At 59.3% G+C, this 12,106-nt stretch carries 12 protein-coding genes, 1 tRNA gene and 1 pseudogene; 5 read left to right on the top strand and 9 right to left on the bottom strand.

Annotated elements, in window-relative coordinates; genetic code table 11:
• Nucleotides 1–9: 9 nt before the first annotated feature.
• From L901_RS21755 to L901_RS26650, 6 genes are all read right to left on the bottom strand, one after another.
• Complete coding sequence (locus L901_RS21755) at nt 10–2,853, bottom strand: valine--tRNA ligase (protein ID WP_059760213.1); 2,844 nt, start codon at nt 2,851–2,853, stop codon at nt 10–12.
• A gap of 219 nt (nt 2,854–3,072) precedes the next feature.
• Entirely contained in the window at nt 3,073–4,056 is a 984-nt protein-coding gene (popZ, locus tag L901_RS21760; protein WP_059760215.1) for a cell division protein PopZ, read from the bottom strand.
• 390 nt (nt 4,057–4,446) lie between these two features.
• A complete protein-coding gene (locus L901_RS21765; protein ID WP_059760217.1) occupies nt 4,447–5,118 on the bottom strand; it encodes a protein-L-isoaspartate O-methyltransferase in 672 nt (223 codons plus the stop codon).
• A 246-nt stretch (nt 5,119–5,364) separates the two neighbouring features.
• Nucleotides 5,365–5,895, bottom strand: coding sequence for a hypothetical protein (locus L901_RS21770; RefSeq protein WP_059760219.1), 531 nt, complete (start codon nt 5,893–5,895; stop codon nt 5,365–5,367).
• A 103-nt stretch (nt 5,896–5,998) separates the two neighbouring features.
• Nucleotides 5,999–6,072, bottom strand: a tRNA-Cys gene (locus tag L901_RS21775).
• A 239-nt stretch (nt 6,073–6,311) separates the two neighbouring features.
• On the bottom strand, nt 6,312–6,464 hold the full coding sequence (locus L901_RS26650) for a DUF3309 family protein (protein ID WP_003495626.1): 153 nt from the start codon (nt 6,462–6,464) through the stop codon (nt 6,312–6,314).
• 707 nt (nt 6,465–7,171) lie between these two features.
• On the opposite strand from L901_RS26650, the gene L901_RS21780 reads away from it, so the two are divergent.
• Both L901_RS21780 and L901_RS21785 read left to right on the top strand, forming a co-directional pair.
• Complete coding sequence (locus L901_RS21780) at nt 7,172–7,477, top strand: hypothetical protein (RefSeq protein ID WP_059760221.1); 306 nt, start codon at nt 7,172–7,174, stop codon at nt 7,475–7,477.
• Nucleotides 7,478–7,571: 94 nt separating this feature from the next.
• Nucleotides 7,572–7,817, top strand: a complete 246-nt coding sequence (locus L901_RS21785; RefSeq protein WP_003523370.1) for a DUF982 domain-containing protein — start codon at nt 7,572–7,574, stop codon at nt 7,815–7,817.
• A 514-nt stretch (nt 7,818–8,331) separates the two neighbouring features.
• Here the strand turns inward: L901_RS21785 and wrbA are convergent.
• Complete coding sequence (wrbA, locus tag L901_RS21790) at nt 8,332–8,931, bottom strand: NAD(P)H:quinone oxidoreductase type IV (RefSeq protein WP_059760465.1); 600 nt, start codon at nt 8,929–8,931, stop codon at nt 8,332–8,334.
• Nucleotides 8,932–9,208: 277 nt separating this feature from the next.
• Here wrbA and L901_RS21795 point away from each other — a divergent pair, with 277 nt between their 5' ends.
• Nucleotides 9,209–10,000: a competence/damage-inducible protein A gene (locus L901_RS21795; protein WP_059760467.1), complete on the top strand. Its 792-nt coding sequence runs from the start codon at nt 9,209–9,211 to the stop codon at nt 9,998–10,000.
• Here the strand turns inward: L901_RS21795 and L901_RS27525 are convergent.
• On the bottom strand, nt 9,997–10,320 hold the full coding sequence (locus L901_RS27525; protein WP_197419717.1) for a hypothetical protein: 324 nt from the start codon (nt 10,318–10,320) through the stop codon (nt 9,997–9,999). The two genes, L901_RS21795 and L901_RS27525, sit on opposite strands and share 4 nt — an antisense overlap.
• Here L901_RS27525 and L901_RS21800 point away from each other — a divergent pair.
• A pseudogene (locus L901_RS21800) lies at nt 10,222–11,066 on the top strand (universal stress protein). The gene L901_RS27525 and the pseudogene L901_RS21800 sit on opposite strands and share 99 nt — an antisense overlap.
• Here the strand turns inward: L901_RS21800 and L901_RS27235 are convergent.
• Nucleotides 11,063–11,368, bottom strand: coding sequence for a hypothetical protein (locus L901_RS27235; protein WP_137396232.1), 306 nt, complete (start codon nt 11,366–11,368; stop codon nt 11,063–11,065). The pseudogene L901_RS21800 and the gene L901_RS27235 overlap by 4 nt on opposite strands.
• Between L901_RS27235 and gpt the strand changes: the two genes are divergently transcribed.
• Nucleotides 11,367–11,864 carry a xanthine phosphoribosyltransferase gene (gpt, locus tag L901_RS21805; RefSeq protein WP_035263984.1) on the top strand — a complete coding sequence of 166 codons (498 nt, stop codon included), beginning with the start codon at nt 11,367–11,369 and terminating at the stop codon, nt 11,862–11,864. The genes L901_RS27235 and gpt overlap by 2 nt on opposite strands.
• Nucleotides 11,865–12,106 lie beyond the last annotated feature (242 nt).

Here is a 12,106-nt window from a genome sequence, read left to right on the forward strand (position 1 = left end):
AGGCAGCTATTACCCCGCTTCGCTGACCCGCGTGAGCGCCGTTCTCAGGCTTGCAAGCTGCACTTCCAGCTCCGCCTTGCGCTCGCGCTCGGCGGCGACCACTTCCGGATCGGCATTGGCCAGGAATTTTTCGTTCGACAGCTTCTTGTCGATGCGTTCCATTTCCGCATCCACCTTGCCGATCGCCTTTTCGAGACGGGCTTCCTCGGCGGCCAGATCGATGAGCTTGCCGAGCGGCAGGCAGACCGTGGCCTCACCGACGACGATCTGCGCGGAGCCCTTCGGGGCGACATCGGCGGCGCGGATTTCATCCGCACGCGCCAGGCGCCGGATGGCGGCGGCGTGGCGGTCGAGCCGCGCTTCGGTGGAGGTATTGGCGCCGACAACCACCAGCGAAGCGGTGGCGCCGGGCGGCACGTTCATCTCGGCGCGCGCGGAGCGAATGCCGGAGACGAGATCGATCAGCCAGTTGATTTCGGCCGCCGCGGCATCGTCGCGGAATTCCGGCACCGGCCAGTCGGTCAGGCAAAGCAGATTATCCCGCTCCTCGCCCTCGCCCGCCGTATGCGCCCACAGCTCTTCCGTCATGAAGGGCATGAAGGGATGCAGGAGCTTGTAGATCTCGTCCAGAACATAGGCCGCGCAGGCCTGCGATTCCCGCTTGGCCTTTTCGTCTTCGCCGCTGAAGACGGGCTTCAGCAATTCCAGATACCAGTCGCAGAACTGGTTCCAGACGAAACGGTAAAGAATGCCGGAGGCATCGTTGAAACGGAAGTTCTCGAGCGCCGCCGTCACGTCGCGCGCCGTATTGGCAAGCTCGGTCAGGATCCAGCGGTTGATGGTCAGCGACGCGGTTTCGGCCAGGAAATGCGGATCGCGCTTCACGCCGTTCATCTCGGCAAAACGGGTCGCATTCCAGAGCTTGGTGCCGAAGTTGCGATAACCGGCGATACGCGCCGGATCGAGCTTCACGTCGCGACCCTGCGCCGCCATGATGGCGAGCGTGAAACGCAGCGCATCCGCACCATATTCGTCGATCAGTTCCAGCGGATCGATGACGTTGCCCTTGGACTTCGACATCTTCTGGCCGTTCTTGTCGCGAACCAGCGCGTGGATATAGACCGTGCTGAAAGGCTCGACCGGGTTGCCCGCATCGTCCTTCATGAAATGCAGGCCCATCTGCATCATCCGCACCACCCAGAACGGGATGATGTCGAAACCGGTGACCAGCACGTTGGTCGGATAATAGCGCGCCAGTTCCGGTGTCTGCTCGGGCCAGCCAAGCGTGGAGAACGGCCACAGCGCCGACGAGAACCAGGTGTCGAGCACGTCTTCGTCGCGGGTCAGGATTTCGCCCGGCTTGAAGTTCTCAAGCTTCTCCTCGACCCAGGCCTTCCACGGACCCTCATGGGCGATGTAATGCTGGATGGCCGCCTGAAGCGCCTCTTCTTCGGTCTTCTCGACGAAGACCTGTCCGTCCGGGCCATACCATGCGGGGATCTGGTGACCCCACCACAATTGCCGCGAAATGCACCAGGGCTGGATGTTTTCCATCCACTGGAAGTAGGTGTTTTCCCAGTTCTTCGGCACGAAATTGGTGCGGCCTTCGCGAACCGAGGCAATCGCCGGCTGGGCGAGCGTCTTGTTGTCCACCCACCACTGGTCGGTCAGGCGCGGTTCGATCGGCACGCCGCCACGGTCGCCGTGCGGCACCACATGCTTGTGCGGCTCGATCTTGTCGAGCAGGCCGGCTTCCTCGAAGATTTCGACGATAACCTTGCGGGCGAAGAAGCGATCCTGTCCTTCCAGACGATCCCATGCGCCATGCAGCGCCGCCGGATGGCTGAGACCTTCGAGGAAATCCTCATTTTCCTTGATGGAGATCGTGCCGTCGATATTCATGATGTTGATGGCGCGCAGGCCGCAGCGCTTGCCGACTTCGAAATCGTTGAAGTCATGCGCAGGCGTGATCTTAACCGCGCCCGTGCCGGCCGTCGGATCGGCATAGTCATCGGCGACGATCGGAATCTTGCGGCCGACGATCGGCAGGATGACATGCTTGCCGATGATGCCCTTGTAGCGTTCATCCTTCGGGTTCACCGCAACGCCGGTATCGCCGAGCATGGTTTCGGGCCGCGTCGTGGCGACGACGATATAATCGCGCGTTTCGAACTCGGTGGGCTTACCCTCCTCGTCGAAAGCGACCGGATATTGATAGGTGACACCCTTTTCCAGCGGATAACGGAAGTGCCAAAGGTTGCCCTTCACCTCGATCTGTTCGACTTCCATGTCGGAAATCGCAGTCTGCAGCTTCGGGTCCCAGTTGACGAGGCGCTTGTCCTTGTAAATCAGGTTCTGCTTGTAGAGGGTGACGAAGACCTCGAGAACGGCCTCGGAAAGCCCCTCATCCATGGTGAAGCGCTCACGCGACCAGTCGCAGGAGGCGCCGAGACGTTTCAGCTGGTTGAAGATCAGGCCGCCGGATTCGGCCTTCCATTCCCAGACCTTCTCCACGAAGGCCTCGCGGCCCATCTCGCGACGGCCCGGAAGCTGCTGCTCCATCAGCTTGCGCTCGACGACCATCTGCGTGGCGATGCCGGCATGGTCCATGCCCGGCTGCCACAGCACGTCCTTGCCGCGCATGCGCTCGAAGCGGACCAGAATATCCTGCAGCGTGTTGTTGAGCGCGTGGCCCATATGCAGGGAGCCGGTCACATTCGGCGGCGGGATGACGATGGTGAAGGTTTCCGCGCCCGGCTTGGCGTTGGCGCCGGCACGAAAAGCGTTAGCCTCGTCCCAGGCTTTGGCGATCTTCGGTTCGACGGATGCGGAATCGTAGGTCTTTTCGAGCATTTCCTGACCTGAATTTTAGAGTTCTTGTGTGGATTTTTTTAAATAAGGATGGACGGGAGAGAGTCAACAGAAACCCGCCCACGAGCCAACCATTGAGCGGACCCACGGGTGACTATGACCCCATAACACCTTCATCTTCAACAAAAAAGCCGCCCCGATGCCGGAGCGGCCCCTGTTTCGTCGCATCCGCCGCAATCGCATATGCGGCCGGAGCGGAACTTAGCGGCGCGAACCGCGCGCCACGCGCTCGATTTCCTCGCGCACCAGACGCTCCACGAGCGTCGGCAGATTGTCTTCCAGCCAGTCCTGCAGCATCGGGCGCAGCATTTCGGCGGCCATATCCTCGATCGAGCGCCGCTCGACGCCGTCGAAAACCTGCGCCAGCTCGCTGAACGAACGGGCGATCTGCGCACCGGCAGCGGCGGAAAGAAGATTGAGTGACAGACCGCCCTCGACACCCGCCTCGTCTTTTGCCTGTGGCTCGGCCAGATCGAATGCCGGTTTCTCAACGACAGGTTCCAGCACCGCTATGTCGAAACGCTCCGCTGTCAGCGGCGTTTCGAGGGCGCCGCGCAGCGAAAGCTGGTCGAAGCGGTTTTCGGCCGAAGACGCGCTTTCAATGGCGGCAGCGGCGGCGCGATCCTCAGCGGCAAAAGACACCGGCTGCTCGCTCACGCTCGCGGCGGCCGCAGCCGCCATCAGCGGCCGAACATCCGTCGGGCGCTGCGGTGCGGCGCGTTCGGAAGACGGTACGGACAAAGGCTGCGATACGGTCGGCGCAGCAGCCGACGGCGCGGTCTCGGCCGCACCACGCTGGGCCTGCGCGGCGAAAGCCTGCGGCCCCATGGCGGCGTTACGGTCTGCGGCGGCACGCACACGGGCGGCAACATCGGCAAGGGACATGGTCTTCTCGGCGGAGCTTTCCTGCCCTTCAACCATTGCCTTTTCGGCAACCGGCGAAAAATCCTGCGCAGGCCGTGCGCCGAAAGCCTGGTTTGCGGCGGGGGGAACGCGCGCCGGCGGGCTGATGGGCTCCGCCACGAAGGCCGCTTCGCTCGCAGCTTCGTCTTCATCGTCATAGACCGGCGGCAACTGCCCGGAAAACGCACCGGCAGGTCCGGTCTCGTTGCTTTCGATGATCCGGCGGATAGACGCCAGAATCTCTTCCATGGACGGTTCACGCGCTACGCTTGGCTGAGCCATATCAATCCCCGGTTTCCACTCTGCGAACGCCCTTGCCGCATCCCTCGGACACCGGATGAGCGCTCCTTGACCTGTTCAATTTTCACATCGCGTTTTCGACAACCGAAATCGATCGTCACACCGATGCTCTGAAACATGGCCGGCCAAGCGCTTGAGCATTTCGCCGTCCCTGTCGCAGGATCATGCGGGGCAGAAATACGCACACCCCGAATCACCCTTAGTTTAGGTCAGCATAGCGAGGAACTAAATCACTGATTCGACAAGTTTCGTGATGATGCACAGCTTTGTGAAAACGGCCCGAAAGGATGCGCTCCGCCGGCAAACCGAACATAAAAACGCCGGGGCGGAAACTCCACCCCGGCGTCAAAAAAGAAGATGATCGTTTGCCGATCAGAAAACGAATTCGGCCGCCTTGGCAAAACCCGGCAGCGGCTTGACCGAAGCATTGAAGAAAGTGGCAGCCGATGTGCTGTTGCCATCGCGGCGATAGACGGTGGCCTTCGCGGCGCCGCCATATCCGACGACGACAACCAGACGGCCGCCGTCACGCAGCTGGTCGCTCAGTGCCGCCGGCACTTCCTCCACCGAGCCGTTGATGAAAACGAGGTCATAGGGTGCTTCGCCCGCATAGCCCTTTTCGAGATCGCCGGTCACGACCGCGACATTGTCATATCCGAGCGAAGCGAGCGTCTCGGTCGCCTGTGCGGCCAGCGCCTCATCGCTTTCAAGCGAAACCACCGAACCGGCAAGCTGCGAAAGGATGGCGGCCGCATAACCTGCGCCGCCGCCCACTTCCAGCACCACGTCCTCCTTCGACACGGCCGAAAGCTGCAGCAGCTTCGCCAGCGGCGAGGTCTTCATGACATAACGGGCCGGACGGCCATCGCGGGCGGGACAGATCTGCAGGTCCTCGTCCACATAGGCGATCTGCCGCACGCCCGCCGGCACGAATGCCTCGCGCGGCACGCTCAAAAACGCCTTCAGCACGGAATGCGACGTCACGTCGGTCGTGCGCAACTGGCTGTCGACCATATTGGCGCGTGCGGTTTCGAAATCCATCATATCGTATCGCCTCAATTTCACGGATGCCGGTCGGGAAGCCTCGGCTCCAAAAGCTCAAAACGGCAGGGGCTCACCCTCGCCTTTGGATAATCTCATAATTGCCCAAGCGCACGCTTTCAAGCGTGGTGAGTGGGATGTAGGGGAAAAAGCGATACGCCTCTGAAATAAGGATGCAATTTTGGAGACATTGCAAACGACGCGACATGTTTTTACCTGAGAGGTCATCGTCAGATGAAAAACAGCAGTTTAGTTCGCAAAGTAAGAGCCACCCGTAATGAGGCCAGTTGCCAGATCAATCTCAAACGGAAGCCATCGATCATCCAATGGATCATAAGCTTTGCCAAACAACGTATCGTTTTCAATGGAAACATACTCGATTCCATCCCAAGAAACGCGTTCGCTCCGCCAAAATACTCCGGTTCTATTATACGCTACGACCTCGAGATCGTCACAGACAACCATAATTTCCAAGGGGGCGAAGTATCCCATCCAGACAACATATCTGGAGATTTCTTCAATCAATTCTTTGGTTACGGCATTGATTTTATAGGCGCGCCCATCTGCAAGAACAAAAACCGCTCCTGCTCCCAACTCAGCGTAAACACCGGTTGCGACAGATGACGTTCGATACCCGGGATCGAAATTGCCGACCCAGCTATTGCCGTCTGACGTTGTAAATTCGAAAACAACGCCTTCCCGAAAACTGCCAGGTTTTGGGAAGCTGATTGCCATCTCACCATAGGCAGGCAAACCGCAGAGTCGTTTGAAAGTAACCATACAAACTTACTCAACCGTTTATTTGGAACGAGCTTAGAATAAAGCACAGAAAGGCGTGTAGTATTACACACGATTCTGAGTATCAGGTTGGGAAAATAAATTTTGGAGGCCTCGCCCGGAATTGAACCGGGGTACAAGGATTTGCAGTCCTCTGCGTCACCACTCCGCCACGAGGCCTCACACGCTCATCAATCAAGCGATGGCGGGCATTTAGAACGAATCCATTATGGGCGCAAGAGGGTTCGTTCCGAATGTGGTATTTTTTCGGATCGGACCGGCATACCGCTAAGGCCAGCCTCCTAAGCGCTTAAGATTCCGAAGCTTTTTCTATCTGCCTTATATTTCAGAAGAAACAAAGCCCGCATCCGGCGCGTTTGCGCCGTTGCGGGCAAGACTGCGTTTCCTGTGCCGGCCGGTCAGATCCGCCCAAGCAGAACCAGGATCAGGACGATCACCAGAACCAGTCCGAGACCGCCTGACGGGCCATAGCCATAATTGTGGTAACCCCAGCTTGGCAGTGCGCCGATCAGGAAAAGAATGAGCAGGATGACGAGGATGGTGCCGAGCATGTGTAACCCTCCACTATTGGCATATGTCCTGCCTGTTTGAATGATGAAACGCGCAAAAAGTTCCCTTTCCTGCATAGCCGGCAGCATAATGGTGGAAAGGCATCCTCTTCCGTTTCAACGGGTTACACCGGGAATTCGGAAATGCGGCCTTGCCTGCTCCGTCTCGGGAAATAATTCTCTGGCTAATTATATCGCCGCAAAAAGCCCTGAAGGGCTGCGGCGGGCCGGCCTTCACCGGGATCGACCAAAGCAGCGATTTATTCGAGGTAATTTCTCGGCCTATGTCTATCGGCAGTTGTCCGTCATATTAGCGCCAGTCCCCCGTACCCTGAAACTGGCGGGAGACGGAGAGATCTGGCATCACTGGCAGTGCGCCAGATCTCTCCCGCCCCTCCCCACGCTCCTCGAATTCTCCTTTGCAGGCACACGGATATTTTACCGACTGTGTTCTCGTTCCCCTTGCCTTGCCGGTTTCACTCCGGCTAGACCCCGGATCGGGAGGGAGAAACGAGAATCATATGTCCGGTTTTGCGAACCTCATCCCGCTTTTCATCTTCGGCCTCCTCGTCTACTTTTTCTTTCGCTGGGTCGCGCGCGACATTCAGAATCCGAAGAGCAAATAGTCGGGGAAATCGTCTCCGGCCCCCTGCCCGCCGGGAACCGCCGCGCCTTGACATCGTTTTCCCAGACGCACTTCGGAGGACAGGATGAAAACGCTCGTATCGCCGGCCGCTATCGCGCTTACACTGGCGCTTGCCGGATGCACCACGGCCGGACCGGCCGCCTATGTCGGCCCCGCACCCTATGTCGAACCCATCCCCGGCAGCATCATCTACAGGGGCCAGCCGCGCACCAAACTGACGAAATCGCCGATCGGCAGCACCTTTACCCATGAATTCCGCATCGACGCCAGCACGCGGGCGGTGGAAACCTACCGCATCGCGCCGGACCGCTCGCTGGAACTCATCGACCGCCGCATCATCCGCGAATGGCTGTTCGGGCGCGACGACTGACCGCACCGTAACCGCGAGAACCGGGCCGGGAACGGGATTGCGCATCCCGGCCGCTTGGTTTAGAGCCGGGCGCAACAACCACTATGGATAGGCGATGAATACGCGCTGGCAAAAACCCGTCCTGATCGCGTTCGAAACGCCGGGCGACTATACGAGCATCGACACCACGCAGGCGGCCTCCTGGGCGCTGATCGAGGATTGGCCGATTGAAGACGGCGATGCGCTGGACAAGGCGCTGCTGATCTGCGCCGCCGTCGATGCCGGCAGGAAAAAGCCCGAGGATGCGCGCAAGGCCTTCATCGCAGCAGCAATCGAAGCCGGCCTCGATATCAAGGCCTGACGGCGGAACACCTGCGGGCCGTCGACTAAAAAATGCCGCCTGCGGCGTCAGCTTTTCAGAATAAGACGTTGGATGGATCGCAACAGATGGAAGCTTCCGGAAACATGAAAAAAGCCCTGTTCATTTTTCTCCTCTCCTGCCTGGCGATCGGCCTTCTCGGCCACCTCGTGGTGGCCTTCGTCGTCACCGGCTGAAGCGCGAAAATCCCCTCCGCCGGAAGACGGCGCGAGTGGACATTAGAATTTCCTGAATTTCATTCTTTCGTTATGGAACCGCGATAAACTCTGGCCGTTCTCTTTTCATCCAACAGGAGGAGGATTGGAATGCGTGACGGATTGAACGGTTTTCTCGAAATCTCGATGCTCGGCTTCGTGGTCGCAAGCTGCCTTTTCATGGTCAACCTACCGATCTGACCCACGGGAAAAATTCTTCTTCGACAGGACCGGCGACGTGACGTTCCGGTATTAAAAAATGCGGCCTTGTGGGCCGCATTTCTTTTCAACACACCACCCAATCAGGCGGAAAGCTTGGCGGCGAGTTTGGCGACATGCGCGCCCTGGAAACGGGCGGCTTCCAGTTCGATTGCGGAAGGCTGGCGCGAGCCGTCGCCATCGGTGATGGTGGAGGCGCCATAGGGCGAGCCGCCCTTGATTTCATCGACGCCCATCTGGCCCTGGAAAGCATAGGGCAGACCGACGACCGCCATGCCATGGTGCAGGAAGGTGGGGATGAAACCGAGGATGGTCGATTCCTGACCGCCATGCTGCGTGGCGGAAGAGGTGAAGGCCGAACCGACCTTGCCGACCAGCTTGCCGCCGAACCACAGGCCGCCCGTCTGGTCCCAGAAATTGCGCATCTGCGAGGCGACAGTGCCAAAACGCGTGCCAGCACCGACGATGATCGCGTCATATTCGGCAAGCTCGTCCACCGTTGCGATCGGCGCTGCCTGATCGAGCTTGAAATGCGAGGACTTGGCGACTTCTTCCGGCACCAGCTCGGGAACGCGCTTCACGACGACATCGGCGCCCGTCGATTTTGCGCCTTCGGCGACAGCGTAAGCCATCGTTTCGATATGACCGTAAGAAGAATAATAGAGTACAAGAACTTTCGTCATTCTCTTCGTTTCCTTTGTTGTAACTGTTTCCGGCGTACCGGCGATAAGCTTCTTCAAAAATTCAATGATCATCGGCGTTGACCCGTCAAATGTATGTGAAGAAAACCTAGCCGAGAGGCCCTTATCCCGCCAGCCGGGGATTGGCATACGCACTGTTCACCATGAGTGAACGGAAAACCGGAACGTCAACCATTTACAAAAAGACATTTTTTCAAAACCGCTTTGCATTCCCCGGGAGCGGGGCTAACGTCGGGTGAAACAGATGACGAGTGCAACCATGCCCAATCCCTCCTCCGCCCAATCCGTCGTGACCGCCGCCATGCTTGCCATTGGCGACGAACTGCTTTCGGGCCGCACCAAGGACAAGAATATCGGCCACCTCGCGGATGTCCTCACCATGTCCGGCATCGACCTGAAGGAAGTGCGCATCGTCGCCGACGAGGAGGAAGCGATCGTGGAAGCGCTGAACGCGCTGCGCGGCCGCTATGACTATGTCTTCACGTCAGGCGGCATCGGCCCGACCCATGACGACATCACCGCGGATGCGGTCTCTGCGGCGTTCGGCCTGCCCTGCGAGCACGATGCCGAGGCGCTGCGCCTGCTGGGTGACATGTATCGCGTCCGCGAGATGGAGTTCACCGAGGCGCGCAAGCGCATGGCGCGTATGCCGAGAGGAGCCGCCCACATCGCCAATCCCGTTTCCGTCGCCCCCGGCTTCGTCATCGGCAATGTTTACGTCATGGCCGGCGTGCCGCAGGTGTTTCAGGCCATGCTGGACAATGTCATGCCGACGCTGCGCACCGGCGCGAAAGTCATGTCGCAGGCGGTGCGGTCGCCCTATGGCGAAGGCGATATCGGCACGCCGCTGACGGCCATCCAGAAAGCCCATCCCGAAACCAGCATCGGCTCCTATCCCAAATATGACGGGCAGCGCTTTTCGACGGAGATCGTCGTGCGCGCCCGCGACGCCGGCGTCCTGAAGGCGGCGGCAGACGCGGTTGCCGCCATGATCGAGACTATCGGCCATGAAAAAAGACTGGCAGCCAGCAAGGGCGATGCAACCGCCTAAGGCAGAAAAGGCTTGAGACAGAAGAGGCTTGAGACGAGGAAGCTTTGACCAAAATCAAGGTGGCGGCCTGTAAAGGCGGCCACTCTCCCCCTGAGCATTTCCAGGAAAAGCGGAACAGCTTTTCCGTCCGGACAATGCATAAAACAGAGACTTGGATCGTTCTGGCGATTCGAAGAAAAGCCAGAACGATCTGAAAACGACATGTCACCGAGGAGAGAGAAATGGGTTACAAGACGATATTGGCAGTGGTCGACAATGTTTCGAACACGCAGAAGCTCGGCGAATTCGTGGTAAGCCTTGCCGATCAGTTTTCCTCGCATGTGATCGGCCTCATATGGAAACGCTGGCCGCCGTTCCCCTCGTCGCGCCGATGGAAATTCCCGATCCCGCCACCGTGCAGGCGCTGCAGGACGTGGCGCATAAGGAAACCACCGACGTCGGGACTATTTTCGAGCGTACGCTGTCCGCCAACGGCATCTCGCATGAATGGCGCAGCTTCGTCACATCGGTGGGTTACGCCTCCGCATCCGCCATCGACAGCGCCCGTTGCGCCGATCTCATCGTCGCCCGCCAGAGCAACTCCTCCGCACTTTCCGACAGCCGTTCGGATATTGACGGTTTCCTCTATGAAAGCGGCCGCCCCGTTCTCCTCGTGCCGCATGTGCTGACCGTTGCGAAACCGATCAAGCGCGTCCTGATCGCCTGGAACGGCTCGCGCGAGGCGACCCGCGCCACCTTCGACGCCCTGCCCTTCCTCAAGGCAGCCGATAGCGTCGAGATTTTCTCCGTCGATCAGGCCGAGAGCGAAACGCAGTCTTCCGGCCTCGCCGGTGCGGAACTGGCCGCCACGCTCGCCCGACACGGCGTCAACGTTACCGTGACCTCGCAGGAAAAGATCGCCGGCGTCTCGCCGCAGGCCGCCATCGAAAACCGGCTGTCCGATAACAGCATCGACCTTCTTGTCATGGGCGCTTACGGCCATTCCCGCTGGTGGGAACTGCTGTTCGGCGGTGTCACCCGCACCCTGCTCGATTCCATGACGGCGCTGACGCTGCTGTCGCGTTAAAAATGGATGCGGCGCAAACAGCGCGCCGCAAGCCCCGCCATCTCGGTTAAAATGAGCGTTTGCCCCTTGTTTCTTCTCCCCGCCGGGGAGAAGTCCGCGGCAGCGGGATGAGGGGGCAAGGGCAGTGAGTTACGGCAGCGTTGCCCCCTCATCCGACCCTTCGGGCCACCTTCTCCCCGGCGGGGAGAAGAAACAAGCGGCAATCTCCAGCTCTGTCCTTTAAGCGGAAAGCTTGCCTTTTTGCCGGTCTTGCGGCTATTAGCCAAAGCCATCGACAATTTTGACCAGATGGTAGACGACATGTCCCTTCCCGATAAAGCCTTTCCCGTATCCTGGGACCAGTTCCACCGCGATGCCCGCGCGCTTGCCTGGCGTCTTGCCGGCCTCGACAAAGAGTTCCGCGCGATCGTCTGTATCACCCGCGGCGGCCTCGTGCCGGCGGCGATCATTTCCCGCGAACTGAATATCCGCCTGATCGACACGGTCTGCATCGCCACCCGCCATGATTACGTCAATCAGGGCGAAACGGTTCTGCTGAAGGGTGTCGCCCCGGAACTTTCGGCGGATGGCGGCGAAGGCGTGCTGGTGCTGGACGACCTGACCGATACCGGCAAGACGGCGCTCGAAGTGCGCGAAATGCTGCCCAAGGCGCATTTCGCCTGTGTTTACGCCAAGCCGAAGGGCGTGCCGACCATCGACACCTTCGTCACCGAAGTCAGCCAGGACACCTGGATTTATTTCCCCTGGGACATGGGCTTCACCTATCAGGAGCCGATTGCCAAGGGATCGCGAGGCTGACCAGCCCCGCAGAGAAAAATCACGCTTTGAAACCGCCCCATCGGGGCGGTTTTTTTGTCGGAAAACGCCTTTATGGCGACAGCTAAAAAACACGGAAAAACCGCAGTGTCGCCTTTATGCCGCACCCCGGAAATGCGGGGTTTTGCCTTTCCCTTGCGGAAACCAGCCTCGCGCAAGCTTCAAACTTTCCCGCCAAGTCACTGATTTTTCTAAGAGCTTTTCCTATCCCCGTTTTCCACAGG

This window comes from Agrobacterium sp. D14 (assembly GCF_001526505.1).
Classification (GTDB): domain Bacteria; phylum Pseudomonadota; class Alphaproteobacteria; order Rhizobiales; family Rhizobiaceae; genus Agrobacterium; species Agrobacterium leguminum.